The organism is Arthrobacter sp. NPDC056493 (genome assembly GCF_042795115.1).
In the GTDB taxonomy this organism is placed as follows: domain Bacteria; phylum Actinomycetota; class Actinomycetes; order Actinomycetales; family Micrococcaceae; genus Arthrobacter.
The window spans coordinates 25251-45153 of the sequence record NZ_JBHTSL010000046.1 but is presented as its reverse complement, the minus strand read 5'-3'; the positions used below and the strand labels follow the sequence as shown (position 1 = coordinate 45153).

The 19903-nt window shown below is 67.6% G+C and carries 16 protein-coding genes; 11 read left to right on the top strand and 5 right to left on the bottom strand.

Annotation, left to right across the window (positions count from 1 at the left end; genetic code table 11):
- The first annotated feature begins 232 nt into the window (after positions 1–232).
- The 3 genes from ACFQ50_RS17335 to ACFQ50_RS17325 all read left to right on the top strand — a co-directional run bounded on the left by ACFQ50_RS17335 (position 233) and on the right by ACFQ50_RS17325 (position 4548).
- Positions 233–964, top strand: coding sequence for a peptidoglycan-binding protein (locus tag ACFQ50_RS17335; protein WP_377996884.1), 732 nt, complete (start codon positions 233–235; stop codon positions 962–964).
- Between the two features lie 7 nt (positions 965–971).
- A complete protein-coding gene (locus ACFQ50_RS17330) occupies positions 972–3605 on the top strand; it encodes a hypothetical protein (protein ID WP_377996883.1) in 2634 nt (877 codons plus the stop codon).
- A gap of 136 nt (positions 3606–3741) precedes the next feature.
- A complete protein-coding gene (locus tag ACFQ50_RS17325; RefSeq protein WP_377996882.1) occupies positions 3742–4548 on the top strand; it encodes a methyltransferase domain-containing protein in 807 nt (268 codons plus the stop codon).
- 22 nt (positions 4549–4570) lie between these two features.
- On the opposite strand, the gene ACFQ50_RS17320 is transcribed toward ACFQ50_RS17325, so the two are convergent.
- Positions 4571–4945 (bottom strand): STAS/SEC14 domain-containing protein, encoded by a 375-nt coding sequence (locus ACFQ50_RS17320; RefSeq protein WP_377996881.1) that lies wholly within the window; start codon positions 4943–4945, stop codon positions 4571–4573.
- A gap of 136 nt (positions 4946–5081) precedes the next feature.
- Between ACFQ50_RS17320 and ACFQ50_RS17315 the strand changes: the two genes are divergently transcribed.
- Complete coding sequence (locus ACFQ50_RS17315; protein ID WP_377996880.1) at positions 5082–6794, top strand: ATP-binding protein; 1713 nt, start codon at positions 5082–5084, stop codon at positions 6792–6794.
- Positions 6795–6943: 149 nt separating this feature from the next.
- Here ACFQ50_RS17315 and ACFQ50_RS17310 read toward each other — a convergent pair whose 3' ends face one another.
- A complete protein-coding gene (locus tag ACFQ50_RS17310; RefSeq protein WP_377996879.1) occupies positions 6944–7102 on the bottom strand; it encodes a hypothetical protein in 159 nt (52 codons plus the stop codon).
- A 213-nt stretch (positions 7103–7315) separates the two neighbouring features.
- Here ACFQ50_RS17310 and ACFQ50_RS17305 point away from each other — a divergent pair, with 213 nt between their 5' ends.
- Genes ACFQ50_RS17305 through ACFQ50_RS17295 form a run of 3 tightly spaced genes read left to right on the top strand, consistent with a single transcriptional unit; the run spans position 7316 to position 10340 of the window.
- Positions 7316–8383, top strand: coding sequence for a tol-pal system YbgF family protein (locus ACFQ50_RS17305; protein ID WP_377996878.1), 1068 nt, complete (start codon positions 7316–7318; stop codon positions 8381–8383).
- Positions 8384–8815: a hypothetical protein gene (locus tag ACFQ50_RS17300; RefSeq protein WP_377996877.1), complete on the top strand. Its 432-nt coding sequence runs from the start codon at positions 8384–8386 to the stop codon at positions 8813–8815. It begins immediately after the preceding gene.
- The gene (locus ACFQ50_RS17295; protein WP_377996886.1) at positions 8805–10340 is read left to right on the top strand and encodes a putative bifunctional diguanylate cyclase/phosphodiesterase; all 1536 of its coding nucleotides are present in this window, start codon (positions 8805–8807) and stop codon (positions 10338–10340) included. The genes ACFQ50_RS17300 and ACFQ50_RS17295 overlap by 11 nt, the downstream gene beginning before the upstream one ends.
- Before the next feature lie 57 nt (positions 10341–10397).
- Here the strand turns inward: ACFQ50_RS17295 and ACFQ50_RS17290 are convergent, their stop codons facing one another.
- Together ACFQ50_RS17290 and pta are read right to left on the bottom strand one after the other, a co-directional pair.
- Positions 10398–11552 (bottom strand): acetate kinase, encoded by a 1155-nt coding sequence (locus tag ACFQ50_RS17290; protein WP_377996876.1) that lies wholly within the window; start codon positions 11550–11552, stop codon positions 10398–10400.
- Between the two features lie 8 nt (positions 11553–11560).
- Positions 11561–13693 (bottom strand): phosphate acetyltransferase, encoded by a 2133-nt coding sequence (gene pta / locus ACFQ50_RS17285; RefSeq protein WP_377996875.1) that lies wholly within the window; start codon positions 13691–13693, stop codon positions 11561–11563.
- A 267-nt stretch (positions 13694–13960) separates the two neighbouring features.
- Here pta and ACFQ50_RS17280 point away from each other — a divergent pair, with 267 nt between their 5' ends.
- The 4 genes from ACFQ50_RS17280 (at position 13961) to paaK (ending at position 17613) form a co-directional block, all read left to right on the top strand.
- Positions 13961–14815: a CPBP family intramembrane glutamic endopeptidase gene (locus ACFQ50_RS17280; RefSeq protein ID WP_377996874.1), complete on the top strand. Its 855-nt coding sequence runs from the start codon at positions 13961–13963 to the stop codon at positions 14813–14815.
- Positions 14816–14960: 145 nt separating this feature from the next.
- A complete protein-coding gene (locus tag ACFQ50_RS17275; RefSeq protein WP_377996873.1) occupies positions 14961–15755 on the top strand; it encodes a CPBP family intramembrane glutamic endopeptidase in 795 nt (264 codons plus the stop codon).
- 36 nt (positions 15756–15791) lie between these two features.
- Positions 15792–16235, top strand: a complete 444-nt coding sequence (paaI, locus tag ACFQ50_RS17270) for a hydroxyphenylacetyl-CoA thioesterase PaaI (protein WP_377996872.1) — start codon at positions 15792–15794, stop codon at positions 16233–16235.
- Between the two features lie 10 nt (positions 16236–16245).
- The gene (gene paaK, locus ACFQ50_RS17265; RefSeq protein ID WP_377996871.1) at positions 16246–17613 is read left to right on the top strand and encodes a phenylacetate--CoA ligase PaaK; all 1368 of its coding nucleotides are present in this window, start codon (positions 16246–16248) and stop codon (positions 17611–17613) included.
- Between the two features lie 83 nt (positions 17614–17696).
- Here the strand turns inward: paaK and ACFQ50_RS17260 are convergent, their stop codons facing one another.
- On the bottom strand, positions 17697–19886 hold the full coding sequence (locus ACFQ50_RS17260) for a multicopper oxidase family protein (protein ID WP_377996870.1): 2190 nt from the start codon (positions 19884–19886) through the stop codon (positions 17697–17699).
- Positions 19887–19903: the final 17 nt, after the last annotated feature.

The following is a 19903-nucleotide window of genomic DNA, read 5'->3' as shown; positions in this document are numbered from 1 at the left end:
CCTGCGAGCCCGCGCAGGCGGCCATTTTTGGCAAACCGGCGCGCATGGAGGGCCCTCGGCGACGGCGGCGAGCACGTGGGCATCTCCGGCCCGGAGCATTGATGGCGGGAATTCGCTCCTTCGGGCGGGTGTTTTCAGAAAATAGTAATCCTGCTTACTATTGACGGGCATACGGGCTCGGTGCACCTGTCCGCTGGGGGCTGGGAATCCGACGCCGGAACTGGAGCCTGGCGTGAGCAATGAACAGGGATTGACCCCGCTTTCCGACGACGAACTGGATGCGCAGGCAGGCACCGCCCTGCCGGACAAGGAAGTCGCGTCCGTACTCGACCTCAACGCCGACCTCGACCTCGGCATCAGTGCCGCCGCGCCGATCGACCTCGCAGTGGCCGCCAACGCCAACGTCGCCGCCCCCATTGATGCCGCGGCCTCGGCAAACGTCCTGTCCTTCGGTTCGGAATCACAGGCCCTCGCCGACCAGGGCGTCATCATCGACCAGGGAATCACCGCGGATGCCGCCGCAGACTCCGTGCAGGACAGCACCATCACCCAGGGCACGGGCGCGGACGGCGGGACTCTCGACGCCGGCACTGCTGATGTCGCTGATGGAGGCACACCGGCGGGCAGCGGTCCCGGCGTCATTGACGGCGGAACGCCTGACGCCACCCTCCCGGACGGCACAGGTGTCGGCGCCCTTCCCGTAGATCCGTCCACGGCCCTCGACGGGGACCTGCTCAACGTCAACGTGGACCTTGCGGCCGACGCCGACATCGCCGCACCGATCAACGGCGCCGTGGCCGCCAACGCCAACGTCGCCGCGCCGATCGATGCCGCCGTTGCGGCCAACATCGGCTCGATCGACAGCGACGCCTTCGCCGTTGCCCAGCAGGACGCCATCATCACGCAGGACATCGACGGCGAGGCCACGGCATCGGCAGATCAGCAGTCCGATCTGCAGCAGTAGAACCTGAATGAGCGCCAAACACAGCGGGCCGTCCGGCGTGGACGGCCCGCCGGTCTCCACTACACCCGCACCCGGTGTAGCGCCCTCACCGGGAAGCCGGGCAGGAGTCTCGACGTCGGCGGGCTCGTTCCCCACCCAAGGCACCCGGGCCGCCGTCGTCATAAGCCCGGACACCAATCAAGGCCGGGTTCCGGTACGGGCGGACGGAATCCAGCTCATTGGCGAGGCCAACGGGTCCGGCTACCGGGAGGCCCCCTCGCTGGTTCGCCGTGCCGACGGCCAGACCATCCAGCTCACCGGGCTGCTTTTTCAGGTCCTGGACTCCATCGATGGTGTGCGGGATGTCGATGAGATCGCCGAGACGGCCAGCTCGCGTTCCGGCCGGCTCATCAGCGCAGACAATGTCCGGACGCTCATTGAGGGGCAGTTACTGCCGCTCGGCCTCCTTCAACTGGCGGACGGGTCGCAGCCCGACGTGCGCAGGTCGAATCCGCTGCTGGGCATGCGGTTCCGGTACACCGTCACGGACCCCGAGCGCACCCGGAAGCTGACGGCTCCGTTCGCCGTGCTGTTCAATCCGCTGATCGTGGCAGTTGTGGCCGCGGGGTTCCTCGCCTCGTGCTGGTGGGTCCTGATGGTCAAAGGCCTGGCCTCCGCCACGCACGATGCCTTCGCAAACCCGTGGCTCCTCCTGCTGATCTTCGCCGTCACAGTCCTGTCGGCCGGCTTCCACGAATTCGGCCATGCGGCGGGAGCACGCCGGGGCGGCGCCACGCCAGGCGCGATGGGTGCCGGACTCTACCTCGTTTGGCCCGCCTTCTACACGGACGTTACCGATTCCTACCGGCTGGGGCGCGGAGGCAGGCTGCGCACAGATATTGGCGGGCTGTACTTCAACGCCATGGTTGCCGTCGCCACGATGGGTGTCTGGTGGGCCACGGGTTTCGACGCGCTGCACCTGGTGGTGCTCACGCAGATTCTGCAGATGGTGCGCCAGCTCCTTCCCCTGGTCCGTTTCGACGGCTACCACATCCTGGCCGATGCCACGGGGGTGCCGGACCTGTTCCAGCGGATCCGCCCCACACTGCTCGGGCTCCTGCCGTGGCGCTGGGGCAAGCCCGAAGCGGAGGCGCAGGCCCTCAAGCCGTGGGCGCGTGCCGTGATTACCGTCTGGGTCCTGGTCACTGTTCCCCTGCTGCTGGTCAGCCTTGTGCTGATGGTCGTTTCCTTCCCGCGGCTCCTGGGCACGGCGTGGGCGAGCCTGCAGCACCAGCAGGCCCTGCTCTCCGGCAGCCTCGCGGAGGGGAACTTTGCCGACGGCGCCGTGCGCCTCCTGGCGATTGCCGCCGTCGTCCTTCCCGTGGTGGGCGTCGCCTACATGCTGCTCCGGCTGGCGCGGCAGCTCGTCACCGGGCTCTGGGCCAAGACCCGGGGCAAGGCGATGCAGCGCGTCACCGCCATTGCGGTGGCCGGCGCCGCCGCCGCCGGGCTGGCCTGGGCCTGGTGGCCACTGCCCGACGCCTACCGCCCGGTGCAACCCTACGAACGCGGGACACTCGCCGATGCCACGGCCGCCGTCCTGCCCGCCCTGGCTGGCGGCGACGGTGCTCTTAGGGAGGGCCGGACGGGGCAGACGGTGGCACTCTGGCCGGACGGCACGGCGCTGCCCACCCGGGAGCAGCCGCAGCTCAGCATGGTCCTCGTGCCGAGGCAGGGAGCGCAACCGGCTTCCACGCCCGGCAAGCCGGACCAGAACCCAACGGACCCGGGTCAAGGCCAGGGCCAGGCGTCGGCACCTGCCGGCACGCCGCCATCATGGGTCTTTCCGTTCGGCAGGCCCCCGGCACCGGAGGAGAACGGCACCCAGGCGCTTGCCGTCAACACCACGGACGGATCCGTCACCTACGACGTTGCGTTCGCGCTGGTGTGGGCCGAGGACGGACCCGTGGACACCCGCAACGAGGCCTATGCATTCGCCAGTTGCGCGGACTGCGCGGCGGTGGCAGTCGGGTTCCAGGTGGTGCTGATTGTGGGCCAGGCCGACGTTGTGGTGCCCGAGAACCTTTCGGCCGCCGCGAACTACAATTGCGTCCGGTGCCTGACGTACGCCTTGGCCAGCCAGCTGGTGCTCACGCTGGACGGGCCGCTCAGCTCGGACGGCATGGCCCGGCTCAACGCGCTGTGGCAGGAGATCGCCGAGTTCGGACGCACACTGCAGGGTGTCCCCCTCTCCGAGATCGAGGGACGGCTGAGCGCCTACAAGGAACGGCTCATGGAGATCGTCCGGACCGATCCCAGCGGCAGGCCCCGGACCGGCACCGCGCCAACGCCGGGTTCCTCGCCGTCGTCCGGGGCGAGTGACGGTGCTGACCCGGGCCCGGGATCCCGTCCGAAGGAGCCGACGCCGGGTGTTCAGTCGCCACGTGCACCGTCGCCAGGCGTGCCGCCTGGTGGGCGGTCGCCAGGTGAGCCGTCGCCAGGCACGACGGCGGATCCCGCGGCTCCGGCGCCCGGAACGGGAACGACGGCGGACCCCGCCGTTCCGGCCCCGACTCCCACCGGTGCGGCCCCGGCCCCCACAACTACGGCTCCCGGCAGCGCAGCCTCTGCGTCGCCGACCCCGAAGTTGGCAGCCCCGTAGAGTCCTTGCGTCGTCGATTTACCTAAAATGGCCGCCCGAGTATCCGCCGGGCGGCCATTTTTGGCAATACGGGTCGACAGGCAGCTCGACGGCACCATTGAACGGCGACGTGTCACAGGCAACATATATTTGAATGATGCTCTCGGCGCTCAAGAAATACCTGCTGCTTCCCAAACTGGTGAAGCTGTCCTCCAACGCGCCCAAGGACCCCAGCGTGGCCTGGGACCAGTACTGGGGCAGGGTCGGTGCCACCGGCGCGCGCGGCGACGTCCTCTGGGATTCAGGCAGCGATCACGAACTCCGGGCCTACCTGGAGCACCTGACGCGGCAGCTGGACCCCAGCCTTCCCATCGTCGATGTCGGATGCGGCAGCGGCGTCTTCAGCCGCGCGCTTGCCGCCTACTTTCCGCATGTTTTGGGGGTGGACGTGTCAGCCAACGCCGTCGCCCGCGCAGCCGCCGAATCCAACGGGCTCGAGCGGATCTCCTACGTGGCGGCCGACATGACGGCACCCGCGGGCTCCCGCACCGTGACCGCAGCCCTGGCCGCGGCCGGGTTCACCGGTGAAGCCAACGTCTTTATCCGGGGTGTCCTGCATGTACTCAAGAGACCTGCGCAGGCGGCCCTGGCCGCGCAGCTGCACCCGCTCGTGGGCAACCGGGGCCGGGTATTTCTGGCCGAGACCGACTTCCGCGGAAATCCCATCCAGTACGTCAGCCACCTCGGCGCCACGCTGCAGTCCATCCCTGAGCCACTCGAGAAGGCAATCCGCGGACTGCCCATGCCCGGCCGTTTTGGCACCGAGCAGCGCAGGCGGGCGTTTCCCGAAGCCAGCTGGGATGTGGTGGAGGACGGCCCGGTGACCATTGAAACCCGGCCCCTCACATCAGTTGACCGCCCGGAACAGATCCCGGGCTACTTCGCCGTGCTCCAGGCGCGCTGAAAACAAGAAGCCCGCTGCGGGGCTAGTGGACATCCAGCCAGGAGAGGGCCTCGGACTCGGACGTGAAGAACTTCGTGGGGCATGGAAGCTTGTTCAGACCCAGGAAAAAGTTGGCAATCACACGGTCCACCGGTGACGCACCGAGCAGCGCGATCCGTGAGGCCTGGCAGGGACGGCCGAACACCGCACGGGCTCCGCGGCTCACATCAGCGGTGGTGGCCATGTCCACGAGCATGGGGTGGCGGTTGTCGCCGCACAGCGCGTTGACCTGCCCCATGGCAGCCTCGGCGTCCCCCTCGGTAATGCTGGAGTCCCTGGCCCAGGTCAGCCTCAGCAGGCCGTCGGCGTCCAATTCCAGGTTGAACAGCGTGTTCCGTCCGGTGCTGTTGGAATTCAAATCAAACCTCCGCAGTGGCTAAATGTGGACAACTAACAAGGTACATCCCTCCGGGACGCAGCCACGGGCCCGCCTACTGATAATGTGAATCCAAATTCACGGTAGCCTCAAAAGGCACTCGCAACACAGGGGGCACATGGTCCAGGCACCGGCGGAGTACGCCTTCGCACCTCGCGAGGCGGTGGTCGCGCTCACCGATGCCGCCCGCCTCGACGCCGTGGCGTCTGTTCTCACCCATGCGGGTTTTACCGTCCGCAAAGCTCCCGACGCCGGATCCCTCGCCCAGGAGCTGGAAGGCGACCGGGCCGCCGTCGTACTTCTTGATGCGGTGCTGACGGACGGCTACCGGTGGGAAGGCACGCCCGTGCTGCTCCTGGTGGACCTCGGCGGCGACTTCGATCTTGCCCGGCTTGAGTCCTGGGGCATCGCCGATTACATCTCCAGGGACGCCCCCGCCCGTGAACTCACGCGCCGGGTCGAAACCCTGATAGGCCGGGCGAGGGAACGCCGCCGCATCCGGGCAGAAGCCGAATTCCTGCGCGAAAGCCTCCGCAACGTCTCTGCCGCCATCCGCGGCACCAACAGCCCCCAGCAGATGGCCGGACACCTGGTCCGCGGCTTCGGCGAATCCCTGGGCGTGGACCACGTCTGGTTCACCACCTTCCAGGATTCGCGGGTGCCCCGGATCAGTTCCCAGTGGTCCCTGCCCGGCCACGCCAAGCTGCCGGACACGCTCGGAACGTTTGAGGACGAGGCCCGGGAGCAGACCACGTCGCTGTGGTCGGCCGCGGAGGCCCTGGCAGTTCCGGACCACCGGACGGACCAGCCGGCTGCTTTGGCCGCAGGCTTACTGGAGTGGTCAGGCTTGGCCTCCGTCCGCGCGTCAGTCGCCTTGCCGGTGGGAGAAGGCGAGTCGGCGCTGGGGATCATCTGGATCGCGCAGCTGGAAGGGCCGCGCGACTGGACCAGGGCCGAGATCGCCCTCATCCAGCACGTCGCCGGCAACCTGGCCCACTCCCTCATCCAGGGCCACCTCATCAGCGCGCAGCTGCAGGTGCTGCAGCAGCTCCGCGAGCTGGACAAGGCCAAAACGGACTTCCTGGCCACGGTCAACCACGAGCTCCGCACGCCGCTCACCTCCATTACGGCCTACCTCGACATGATCCGTGACGGGGCGGGCGGCCCCGTTCCCCCGGGCATCCTGTCCATGATGGACGTCATCTCGCGGAACTCGGACCGCCTCCGGAGGCTGATCGAGGACATGCTCACGGTCTCCCAGCAGGACGCCGCCGGCAACCTGAACCTCAAGCAGGTGGAGCTTGGCCAGGTCCTGCGGATCGTCGTGGCTGCACTGCGCCCGCTCGCCGATTCGCGGAATGTCACCATCACCGGCGCCGATTCGCACGAGGACGTGAAAGTCCAGGCCGATGAGGCCCAGTTGGAACAGGTCTTCACCAACATCGTGGCAAACGCCATCAAGTTCACCCCGAAAGGCGGCCGGATCAGCATCAGTTTCATGTCGGCGGCCTCCGACGCCGGCAGCCCGTTCGCCGTCGTCAACGTCATGGACACCGGCGTCGGAATTCCGGAGCAGGAAATCGCGCAGGTGTTCACCCGTTTCTACCGGGCGTCCAACGCCTCCTCCGCGGCCATCCCGGGCAGCGGACTCGGCCTGGCCATTGCCCACGACATCATCCGGCGCCACGGCGGTTCGCTGGATCTGTCCTCGGTGCTGGGCGAAGGAACAACCGTTTCCGTGCACCTTCCGGTCGACGGCCCCCGGGCCGATGAAACGGACGACGACGGGGCCGACGGCGACGAAGCACCCGGCGCACCCCCAACCGACTGAGCCCGCGCACCCCAAACCGACTGACCGCCGTCGCCCGCCGACGGGCGCAACGAGCCGGCCGCCGTCGTCCGTCCCACCCCAAATGAAAACCGCCCCGGACCTGTGGGTCCGGAGCGGCTTCCGTAATTCTGGCCAGCTACTGCCAACCTCTAGTTGGGCCACCAGCCAATGGTGGCGTAGTTGACGTCGCTCTTCGAAGTGGAGGACGTGGTGGTGTCCTTGTCCTTCGCGGCGGCGTTGGCAGGAGCAGCGAAACCTGCCACTGCAAGGATGCCGGTCATAACAAGTGTTGCGGCAAGTTTCTTCATCCGCTGTCCCTTTCGTCGTTTGTAGCCGTGAGCCGAATTACGCATTACGGGCGACAGTATACGGTCACTGGATCAAGGTTTGGTCAAGTCATTTCCTGTCAATTCCACAGGATTTGCCATGTTTTCCCGCCGGCGTCTTGCAATTGCCGTAACAAGCGGAGTTCAGCCCACTTCAGCGGCCTACCGTGCGCAGGATTATGGATAATTGGGAGCATGCCGATGCAGCGCGACTTGTCACCCTTCGTGATCGCGGAGTTGGCTGCGCGCGAAAGCTGGAAACGGCGGGACTACGCCGCCTGCCACGCCGAAGCCGGGCACGCCGCCGAACTGGCCCAGGAGGCCGGCGACGAGCTGCGCTGGTGGACGATGGTCCTGCTGCAGGCCGAATGCCTGCGGAACCAGGGATCCATCCAGGAATGCCAGGAACTCGCCGTTGAACTCGCCGCCCATCCCGTGGCAGCATCCGCCCCCGATCTGGGCGCCCGGGCGGCCATTCTCCTGGCGCATTCGCTGCAGGGCCTGGGCAGGCTCCCCGAAGCGGTTGATGCCGCCTCCACCGCCGCCCGGCTCGTGGCCGGAGACTCTGAAAACGTCTACCTGCACATCCAGGCCCAGCAGGCCCTCATCGCCGCCCTCGCGGAAAGCGGCCGGCACGAGGACGCCTGGGAGGAGTGCCTGGACCTGGAATCGCTGCTCACCGACCACGTGGACGAGGACACGGCCGGCAAGGCCTTCTGGGTGATGGGCAATGTCGCGTTCCTCAGCAACCGGGTCAATGAGGGCGGCCACTACCACGATCTGGCCGCGGGCAAACTCTCCCCCTCGCAGGACGTCGACCTGTGGGCCCGCTTCAACCGTGCCTCCGCGGAAATGCGCCTGCAGGCCAAGCTGGGCGACGCCGCAACGCTGCGCTGCATCGAGCGTGCGGAGCTCGCCACCGAGGTGGTGGGCGGCAGCGAACGGGACATTTTGGAGATGTCCCTGGTCCGCGCCCATTGGTACTACCTCACCGGCGACATGGAGACGGCGATCAGCCTCCTGACTCCGCTTCGGAGCAAGTTCCCCATCCTCGCAACCCAGACAGCGGCGGAGGCCACCTTCGTCCTCGGCAGGGCCCTGATGGCACAGGGACACGAACCGGAATCACTGCAGATGCTTGACGAGGCCGCTACGCTGTTCGATACAGCTGCTGCACCGGAGCGTAGCGCCACCGTCCGTGGTTTCATCGCCTCAGCGGAGCCTTCGGAGCGGCGGCAACAGCAATTTCTCCAGGGGGGGTAAATGCCAGAAGCTACTCTGTTTCCCGGTGCCGCACCGCTGCAGCCGGAGTCCTCGACGCGCCCTGCTCCCGCGCCAGTCGTCACCTTCACCGTGCTGCCCGACCTCGCGGTCAAAGCGGTGCTCCCCCGCGGTGCCGACCTGAACGAGACCGCGGCCGCCCAGCTGTACCGCCGCCTGGGTGAGCTGGCCGGGGACCGGAGGGTCGCCGTCGTACTTGAACTGACCGGAGTGAAGTCCGTGAACCGAGCCGCACGGGCCGCCTACGCGGCGATCCCTTCGGTGTCCGCCTGGGCGATCCTGGGCGAAACCCCGGTGGACAGGCTGCTGGGGCACTTTCTGCTGGGCGGCGAATTCAGCTCGGTGCCGGCCCGCTATTTCACTGCCGAAAACGACGCCCTCGACTGGTTGAGCCGCCTTGACGATGTTTTCTAACGACGATCCCCGGCTCGGGAAGCTGCTCGACGGCATTGTCCGCCTGGCGGCCGGGGAACTCCACTCGCGCATTGAAATTTCCGAGGCCAGGGACGAGCTGGACGCGGTGATCATGGGCACCAACCTGCTCGCCGAGGACCTGCAGATCATTTACCAGGAGCTCGAGGAACGCGTGGAAACGCGCACGCAAATGCTCAACGAGGCACACAAAGAGCTGCAGCAGATGGCGCTCACCGATTCCCTGACGGGACTCTATAACCGGTCGGCGCTGGTCAGCGCCGTCACCTCGGCCCAAGCTGAAGCGGCCGACGGCGGGCTGCCGACGGCGCTGGTACTGCTGGACCTGGACGCCTTCAAGAGCATCAACGATTCATACGGCCACTCCATGGGCGACCAGGTGCTGGCCGCGGTGGGCGAACGAATCCGTTCGTGCGTGCGCGACGACGACATGGTGGCCCGGCTGGGGGGCGACGAGTTTGCCGTACTGCTTCCGGCAACGACCCCGGCCAAGGCAGCCGCCGTCGGAAACCGGATACTCGATTCGCTTAACGGCACCCTGGAGGTGGACGGCAAAACCATCCGCTGCGGTGCGAGCCTGGGGCTTCGGATTGCGGATCCCGGCGAGACGTCCGAGGAGCTGCTCATGGAGGCGGACATCGCGATGTACGCCTCCAAGGCCGACGCCCGCAACAAGCTGCGGATATTCGAACCGGCCATGCTGCACGCCCGGCAGCTCCGCAACCAGCTGGTGGGGGAATTGCGCGAGGCGATCGCCACCGACCAGCTGGTGCTGTACTACCAGCCGGTCATCGAGCTTGCCTCAGGAAAAATCGAGGGCGTGGAGGCCCTGGTCCGCTGGAAACACCCCAAGCGCGGCCTGATCATGCCGGACGAATTCATCCCCATCGCCGAGGAGACGGGCCTCATCTCGGAGCTCGGCAACTGGGTGCTCAAGAATTCCGTGGAGCAGCTCCGGCGCTGGCGGAGCTCCCCGGGGACCAGCCGCCACAACTTCGACATGCGTATCAACGTCTCGGCCGCGGACCTGCAGCGGCTGGAGTTCATCGAGGACGTCAGGGACGCGCTCACCGGTGCAGACCTCGAGCCGGCATTGCTGGTGCTGGAGCTCACGGAGAGCGACATCATCAAGGGCAACGAGCTCGACCGGTACACGCTTGCCAGCCTGCGGAAGCTCGGAGTGGGCCTGGAGATCGACGACTTCGGCACCGGGTATTCGTCCATCAGCTACCTGAGGCGCCTGCCCGTGGACCGGGTCAAGGTGGACCGGACGCTGCTCACCGCCCTCGGCAGCGATCCCGCGCAGCCCGCCCTGATCGCGGCCATCCTCCAGCTCATCCGGGCCTGCGGGCTCGAGGCCGTGTGGGAGGGCGTCGAAAACGCGGAGCAGGCCGAGCATCTGCGGAACACCGGCTGCGTCAGCGGGCAGGGCTACTACTTCAGCCGCCCACTCCCCGCGGCCGAGTTCACCGAACGCCTCGCCTGGCAGGACATCTGGCCCGCCTGAGGGCCGGACCGGCGATTCAGGCAGGCTCAACGCCCGACGACGGCGGTTCCGGCAGGCTCACTCCCCGACGACGGCGGCAGTTGCCTCGGCGATGGCACGCTCCTCGTCCGTGGGCACCACCAGCACAGGGATGGCGGACGCCTCGGTGGAAATCACCCGGGGTTCCTTGGACCGCTCACTGTTCAGGCCGGCGTCGAGCTCTATGCCCAGCGCCCCCAGACGCTCGCCCACCAGGGAACGGAACTGGTGCGAGTTCTCGCCGATCCCGGCCGTGAACACCAGCGCCTTGGCCCCGCCGACCGCCACGTGGTAGCCGCCGATGTACTTGGCCAACCGGTAGGAGGTGACCGCCAGTGCGGTGGCCGCGCGGGAATCACCGGATTCGGCCGCCTCCACCACGGAGCGCATGTCGTTGTTGCCGGCGAGGCCCTTGAGCCCGGACTCGCGGTTGAGCATCGAATCGAGGTCCTCGGCGTTCCAGCCGGTGCGGGCCAGGAATACCAGGATGGACGGATCCAGGTCGCCGGACCGGGTGCCCATGACCAGCCCTTCCAACGGAGTGAAACCCATGGAGGTGTCCACGGATTTGCCGCCCCGGATCGCTGTGATGGAGGCGCCGTTGCCGAGGTGGGCGATCACGCCGTCGAACTCCTCCACCGGGATGTCCAGCAGCGCGGCAGCACGGTTGGTAACGTATTCGTGCGAAGTTCCGTGGAAGCCGTACCGGCGGATCCCGTGGTTGGTGTAGAGCTCGTCGGGAACGGCGTAGCGCCAGGCGTGCTCGGGCAGGCTGCGGTGGAAGGCGGTGTCGAACACTGCCACCTGCGGCATGCCCGGCCACTTCTTCGTGATGGCGCGGATGCCCAGCACATTCGCGGGATTGTGCAGCGGCGCCAGCGGGTTGAGCCGCTCGATGGCGCGGGTGATCTCATTGTCGATCAGCACGGGCTCGCCGAACCGCTCGCCGCCGTGCACCACCCGGTGCCCCACCGCGTCCAGCTGCCTCTCGCCCAGCACCTCGTGGATGGCCGCGTCCACCTGCTCGAGCGCCTCGGCGTGGTCCGCCGGGCCCACCACCTCGCCGTCGCCCTGGCCGCCGTTGGACACGCCGATCCGCTCGATCAGCCCCTCGGTGAGCACGTTGCCTTCGGCGACGTCGCGCACCTGGTACTTGAGCGAGGACGAGCCGGAGTTGATCACGAGCACGAGCATGGGGCCTCCTAAGCCTTGGCTGCTGAAACGGCGGACGGTTCGGCGGTGCCGGGGGTTTCCAGCGGGGCGGCCAAACTCTGCGCCTGGATGGCGGTGATGGCCACCGTGTTCACGATGTCCTCCACGGTGCAGCCGCGGGAGAGATCGTTGACGGGCTTGCGCAGCCCCTGCAGGACGGGACCGACGGCGACCGCTCCCGAGCTCTGCTGCACCGCCTTGTACGTGTTGTTGCCGGTGTTCAGGTCCGGGAAGATGAACACCGTCGCCTGCCCAGCCACGGACGAGCCGGGCATCTTGGACTCGGCGATGGAGGCGTCCACGGCGGCGTCGTACTGGATGGGGCCTTCGACGGCGAGATCCGGGCGGCGTTCCCTGACCAGGTCGGTGGCCTGCCGGACTTCCTCCACGGCCTCGCCGGAGCCGGAGCCGCCAGTGGAGTAGGACAGCATGGCAACCCGGGGCTCCACCCCGAACTGGGCCGCGGTCTCCGCCGAAGCCAGGGCAATGTCAGCGAGCTGCTCCACGTTGGGATCCGGGTTTACGGCACAGTCGCCGTACACGAGCACGCGGTCCGGCATCAGCATCAGGAAGACCGAGGAGACGATCTTCACGCCCTGCCGGGTCTTCACGAACTCCAGGGCCGGACGGATGGTGTGGGCCGTGGTGTGCGCGGCGCCCGAGACCATGCCGTCCACCACACCCAGCTGGACCATCATGGTGCCGAAGTAGCTTTCGTCCTGCATGACCTCCAGCGCCCGGGCCAGGTCAACGCCCTTGTGCGCCCTCAGCTCGGCGTACCTGGCAGCGAAGTCCTGACGCAGCTCCGAGGTGGCGGGGTCCACGATGTTGATGCCGGCGAGGTCGATGCCCCGGGTGGCGGCAAGCTCCCGCACGTCGGCTTCCCGGCCCAGCAGGGTGAGGTCGCAGACGTCCCGCCGGTGCAGGATCTCGGCGGCCTTCAGGATCCGGATGTCCTTGCCCTCCGGCAGCACGATGTGGCGGCGCTGCGAGCGGGCACGCTCGATGAGGTCGTGCAGGAACCGCAGCGGGGTCATCCGTTCGGCACGGGGCAGATGCAGGCGCTCGAGCATCTCAGCCTCGTCCACCTGACGGGACCACAGGCCCAGCGCGGACGCCACCTTGCGCCGGTGGCCGCTCCAGATCTCGCTGCGCACTTCGGACACGCGCCGGGCCGTGGTGTACGTGTCATCCTGGGTCGCGAACACCGGGAACGGGGCGGAGGCCAGCAGCGGATAGATGTTGGCGTCCGGGGCCAGGCCGCCGGTGAGGATCAGCCCGGACGGCACCGGGAATTCGGGCGAGAACGACGACGCCAGGCAGGCCACCATCACGTCCGCCCGGTCTCCGGGCACGATCACCAGTGCCCCGTCGTCGAGCACGTTCAGGAAGTTGCCCACATTCATGGCGGCGACCTTAACGTCCCGGACGTCCCGCTCCATGTCCGCGCGGCCGGCGATCTGCCGGACGTTGAGGGCGGCAGCCACCTCCCCGGTGGTGGGCCGGGCAATGTCCTCCAGTTCCGGGAAAACGTACACCGGCCGGCCGGATGCGCCGGGCTTCACGGCGGCCACGATCGCGTCCACGTCCGCCGGGTCGGCCCGGTTCACCATCAAGGCCAGCAGCGAGCACTTCTCCGCGGACAGTTCCTTGCGGGCGACGTCGACGGCGGCCGCGGCCTCCGCGACGCTGCGCCCCTTGGCGCCCACCACTGCCACGACGGGCGCGGCCAGGTTGTTGGCCAGCCGGGCGTTGAGGTCGAATTCGACGGCGGCGTCGTGGCCGGTGAGGTCCGTGCCCTCAACGATGATGACGTCGCAGTGCCGGCCCATCTCGGCGAAGATCTCCACGCAGCGGGAGTCGATGTCCTCGCGCCTGCCTTCGGCGAGCAGGCCGCGGACCTCGGTGAACGTCAGACCGCCGCGGCAGCGCCGGTCGTCGAGGTCGAAGCGGGACTTCATGAGCGCCACCATGGGATCCGCGCCGGCGTCGTCGCCATGGACCACGGGTTTGAAGAATCCGATCCGGTCCGCGTGCCGGTGGAGCGTGTCCGCCAGGCCCAGCGCTATGAGCGACTTCCCCGATCCCGGAGTGGTCGCACTGACATATATCCCCTTGGCCATGATCTGTCCTCTGGTTGGAAGCTCCTGGGTGGAACGTGCTGCATTGGACGCGCCGGTGTGCTGGCTGGGTGGACCGAAGCCCGCACTCCCCCATACTTTCACTTGTTGCCGCGCTTCCGGGGGCACACAATGGTGTTGATTGCCACGTCGGCGCACATTCGCCGTCCCGGACCCGGAGTGGGCCAGCGCCCCGGGACCGGTCCATCCGCAGCAAAGGCACCGATCGGCAGCCTCCGGGCTGCCAGGTCCTGAACGATGGTGGTCCCGATGAACCCCGCTGGCCCTGTTTCCGATCCGTCCGCCCGTCCCCTGCGGCGGCTCATCGCCGGGCGCCCGGTGACCGCGTTTCTGGTCATCGCCGTCGGGCTGACGTGGCTGGCACTCATCCTGTCCATCGGGCTGCTCGGCAACGCGGTGCCCGGCATCCTGGCCGAACTGCTCATCCTGCTGGGAACGGCCATCCTGGTGACCCGGTCAGCCGGCGGCAAATCCGGTGTGCGGGACCTTTTCCGCCAAACCATCCGCTGGCGCGTCGGTACGGGCTGGTACATCGCTGCGGTGCTCGCCCTGCCTGCGCTGACCGTCCTCATCGCGGCCGCCTCCGGCACGTTCCGTCAGCCGGCGGACGGGTGGGCCGCCGTTGCGGCGATGTACCTGCTGAACACGCTGGTCGTTGGCGCCCTGCTGGGGAACATCTGGGAGGAGCTGGCCTGGACGGGGGTGGTCCAGAGCCGGCTGATGGAGCGGCACGGCGTGGTGGCCGGCAGCCTGCTCACCGCCATACCCTTCGCGCTCATCCACCTGCCGCTGGCGTTCGGGGAGAAGGGCTTCGCCGGCACCCAGTGGCCTGACGTGGCGGTCGCGTGGGGCGTGCTTCTGGTCTTCGCCCCGCTGTTCCGGCTGCTGGTGGGCATCGCCTACCTCGGGACGGGCCAGAGCCTGCTGATCGTGGCCCTCCTCCACGCCTCGTTCAATGCCTCCTCGGCGGACAAGTTCACAGTGTTCGACGGCGCGTGGCAGCAGATTGCCGCGGCCACCCTTTTGCTGGTGGTGCTGGCACTCCTGCGGAGATTCCGCGCCCTGTCGGCGGAGGCGGGCCATGGCGCATCCGTCGCCCGCTGAGCAGCCCCCGTCCGCCAACCAGCCGCCGGTTAACAGGCCGTTGCCCGCTGGCGGCGGGGACCGCCGTCGGGCCCGCCGTCGAGCCTTTGAGCAGGAGGCCCGGCGCGGAACCGATACGCGGCGCCGGATCCCAGGGCGGCGTGCCGTGGCCTGGCCGGCCGGCCACCGGCTGACGCTGTTCTTCGTTCTGGCCTTTGCGATTTCATGGCTGGTGTGGCCGCTGACCCTCCTCAACCCGAACAGCTCGCCCCTGATACCGTTCGGGCCGGCTGTGGCGGCGGCCATCACCGCCTTCCTGGCGGGCGGCAAGGCCGCGCTGCTGCAGCTGCTCCGGCAGCTGGCCCGGTGGCGCGTGGCCGGCCGCTGGTACGTTGCCGCCGCGGGGCTGCCGTGCCTGCTCGTGACGATGGCGACTGGCCTCACGGTTTCCGGCGGCGCTCCCGCCCCGGAGCTCGGCCCGAATCCAGGCTGGTTCATGCTGCTGGGCACTTTCGCGTTCACGCTGGTGACCGTGGGCCTCTTCGAGGAGCTGGGCTGGCGCGGCTACGCCCTTCCGCTCATGCAGCAGAACCGCCCGGCCCTGTCTGCGGCACTGCTCCTGGGGCTGGTGTGGGCGGCATGGCACCTGCCCGAGCTCCTCTTGGATCCCACCGGGCAGCGGCCGCCGCTGCCCTTCCTGCTCATGGTCCTGGCGCAGTCCGTGCTGCTGACCTGGCTCTACAACGGCAGCGGCAGCGTTCCCATCTGCATGGTGTTCCACGCCGCGCTCAACACCTCGGGTGCCCTGGTCTTTCCCGCTATGGCGGGCCCTGACTACCTCACGCTCTGGTGGACCGTGGCGCTCCTGCATGTCCTGGCCGCGCTGGTGGTCATCGCCGTCGCCGGACCGCTCCGGCTGGCCCGCACCCTTGACATGAAGCCCCCAAATGGGTTTACCTAATGAACGATCGGTAAATAAAGCTGGAGGCAACGACGCATGGCTGAAACGGCAATCCCCGGTGTGGCCCACCACATCCTTGAGAACGACTACGCCTCGGAATGGATGGGCATAGAAGTCCTCACCCTCAGCGACGGCCACGCAACCATCCGGATGACCCTCCGGCAGGAAATGCTCAATGGATTCGGGATGGCCCACGGCGGAATGATCTTCGCCTTCGCGGACTCGGCGTTCGCCCTCGCCTGCAACCCCGCGTCGCCTGCCGATCCTGACAGCATCACCGTTGCTGCCGGCGTCGACATCAACTTCCTCAAACCGGCCTACCGAGGCCAGGTGATCACCGCCGTCGCCGACCGCCGCTCAAGCGCGGGCCGCAGCGGCCTCTACGACATCCAGATCTTCGCTGCCGATCCCGGTGCCCAACTGCCGGGGGAACTCATCGCAGAGTTCCGCGGTCGCAGCCGTACCATCCCCAAGAAGTAGGAAGCAGACCATGACCCTCCACGCCCCTGAACCCGCTGTCGCCGCGCCCGCAGTAGCCACGCCCACCGACGCCGTGCTCGACCCTGAGGAGACCATGTCCCGGGACGAACTCGAGGCGCTCCAGCTCAGCCGGCTCCAGCACACCGTGGCCTATGCCTACGACCGCGTACCGCTGTACAAGCGCAAGTTCGACGACGCCGGTATCCACCCCTCGGACCTGCGCGAGCTCACCGACCTCGGCAACTTCCCGTTCACCACCAAGGAGGACCTCCGGCAGGAGTACCCGTTCGGGATGTTCGCCGTCCCGCAGAGCGAGGTGGCCCGCGTGCACGCCAGCTCGGGCACCACGGGCCGGCCCACCGTCGTCGGATATACCAAGCAGGACCTGGCCGACTGGGCCAAACTGGTGGCCCGCTGCCTCCGGGCCTCCGGCGTCCGCCCGGGCATGAAGGTCCACAACGCGTACGGTTACGGGCTCTTCACCGGCGGGCTGGGCGCCCACGCCGGCGCCGAAGCCCTGGGCTGCACCGTGATCCCGATGTCCGGCGGCCAGACCGAGCGCCAGATCCAGCTGATCCAGGACTTCGAGCCGGACGCCATCCTGGCGACGCCCACGTACCTGCTGACCATCGCCGATGCCATGGCCCACATGGGAATCGACCCGACGTCCACGTCGCTGAAGTACGCGGTGCTCGGCGCCGAGCCGTGGACGCAGGAAATGCGCCACGAGCTCGAAGTAACCATGAACATCAAGGCCTGCGACATCTACGGACTCTCCGAGGTCATGGGCCCCGGCGTCGCCGGCGAATGCGTGGAGACCCAGGACGGCAGCCACATCTGGGAGGACCACTTCCGGCCGGAAATCATCGACCCGTTCAACCCCGCCCCGGGCAAGGAAAACGTGCTGGGCGACGGCGAACACGGCGAGCTGGTGTTCACCTCGCTCACCAAGGAAGCCCTGCCGATCATCCGCTACCGCACCAAGGACCTCACCCGGCTGCTCCCCGGCACCGCCCGCCCGGCACACCGGCGGATGGGCCGCATCACCGGCCGCAGCGACGACATGATCATCCTCCGCGGCGTGAACCTTTTCCCCTCCCAGATCGAGGAAATCGCGCTGCGCATCCCCGAGCTCAGCCCGCACTTCCAGCTGGTGCTCACCCGACCCGAGGGCCAGCGCATGGACCAGCTGACGGTGAAGATCGAGCGCCGTGATTCCGTTCCGGCAGAGGCAGTCACGACGGCGGCCCGTACCCTGCGCGAGCAGATCAAGATCCACGTGGGTTCTTCGTGCACGGTGGATGTGGTGGAGCCCGGGGCGCTCGAGCGTTCCAGCGGCAAGCTGCGCCGGATCTACGACCTGCGCCCGAAGGGGTAAGCCCGCACTGCCCCGGCACCTGCGCTTGACCGGGGCCGGGCCCGCCTGCGCGGCGGGCCCGGCCCGAGGGTTTCAAGGGGCTGTCACGGCGTGATCGACCAGCCGAACATCATGGCATGGTCCTCGTGGGCCAGGTTGTGGCAGTGCGCGACGTACGGGCCCACGAAGTCCCGGAAGCCCCGGTAGATGATCACGGACTCGCCGGGATCGAGCGCTGTCAGGTCTTCCCTCGAGGCGTCATCGGGATGTCCCGGATCCACCGTCCGGCTCACGTCCCTGCCATTGCGCATGACGGTCCGGTGCTCCTCCATGTGCAGGTGGAACGGGTGCACCCAGCCGCCGCCCCCGTTTTTGAGCTCCCAGAGGTTGAAGCTCCCCTTCTTTTGCTGGGCAAGCGGTGTGCGGCCCGCCCGGTTTTTCAGGCTGGCAAGCACGTTGTTCGGGTCGAAGGGCTTGCCGTTGATGAGCCATTCCGTTTCCCCGCCCGCGCTGCCGCGTTTGACTTCGAAGATCATGCGGTTGTCCAGCATGCTCTGCCAGTTGCTGGGCAGCGGCGGAAGATCGCGCAGCTTCGGGGGGACCTGGCTGTTGTCCGGCGCGGTATCGCCGATCACGAACTTGAGCACCGGGACCTTGTACTTCGGGTCGGGCGAGAACCGCGACGAGTTGGACCACATCCTGCCGTTGGGCATCTTCATCACGTTGGTGAGGTAGACGACGTCGCCCTTGGTTGTCGGCGTTCCGTCCTGGTACCGCGTAAAGTCGACCACCACCTCGCGTCGCTTGGCCGGCCACAGCTCAAAGGAATCGCGCTTGAGCGGGAGCGGCAGCAGCCCGCCGTCGGCCGCGATCTGGGTGAACTGCATGCACTGCTGGCCGTCCTCGATACGGTACTGCCCCTCCAGCTCATCGCCCTGATATCCGAGCGATGCCGACGACTTGGGACCCTTCGTGGAACTCATCAGCTTGAACTCGTAGATCCTTGAGACCGAGGCGTCCAGGAACCGGAAGCGGTACTTGCGGCGCTTCACCTCCAGCACCGGGGAGGCGGTGCCGTTGACCGTGAAGATGTCGCCGACGAAGCCGTGGTTGGGGAAGTGCTTGTAGAAGGTCTTGCCCCACCACTCCGGGTGCTCGGCCGGGTTCTTCGCGTTGGGAAACTCGCCCTGCACGTCGTGGATGTCCTTGTGGATGGTGACGCCGTCATCCAGGCGGCAGTCGTAGAAGGCCAGCGGGATGTCGTATTTGACGTCGAAGGATCCGTTGGCGTTGTTGGTGCGGACGCCCGGCAGCCGCAGTCCCCGGGTCTCATCGCCCATGTCCATGCCGTTAGTGGTGTCGTAGATCGGGTACAGGCCCACCATGCCCTTGTAGACGTTCGAGCCGGTGTGGTCCATCGTGTGGTCGTGGAACCAGAAGAAGCTCTGCTTCTCGCGCTCGTCGTTGCCGGCCGGCCGGTTCAGGTACAGGTTGTCGACGAACATCCCCGGCCTGAAGCCCGGGTGCCTGGGTCCGGCCACCATCGAGTAGTGCGGGTTGCCGTCACTCTCGGGCGCCGTGTGGCCGTTGTGCAGGTGGGTCAGGAAGGACAAGTCCGGGGAGCCGAAGTCCTGCCGGTCCAGGTTCAGCGGGTTCTCGTCGAGGTGGTTTTCGAACCGCACCAGCACCGGCCTGCGGTACTCGGCGTTGATCATGGGCCCGGGGAAGGTCCCGTTGAAGCCGTAGATCGTGCTGAGCGGGAGCGTTCGTTTGGTGCCCGCGGGATATTTCCTGCGATTCGCATCGAAGGAGACCGTGGGCTCGCCGTCCCCGTCGATCGGCAGAACCTGCGACGTGGTGAACGCGTGCTGCCGGAGCAGGACGTCGATCTTGTAGACGATCGGGTCCGGCTCGCCGAATTGGCTCGGCCAGACCTGGTGCTGCTCGTTGCGCAGCGAGTTCTGCTGTCCCGGGCCGGGTCCCGGCGGATTCCGCCAGGCGCTGAACACCGATTTCGGCACCGGAGCCAGCGCCTTGGGGATCGGCAGCGGGTCGCTGAACGGCGAGATGATCAGCGGGCTCGTGGGGTACTTCTCTATGTAGAACAAGTTGTCACTCAGCGCTGTCGACGTGGCGCCGAAAGCGCCGTCGGGCGAGAGCAGTCCCCGCTGGGCAAGCAGTGGAGCGGCCCAGGTTTGTGCCGCTGCCAGTGCCGCTCCGGCACCTCCGGCAGCACTCAAACGCAGTAGCGTGCGGCGTCCGAGGCCGCTGGTGTTTGCAGATTCTTCAGGCATGGTCTGGCCTCCTGGCG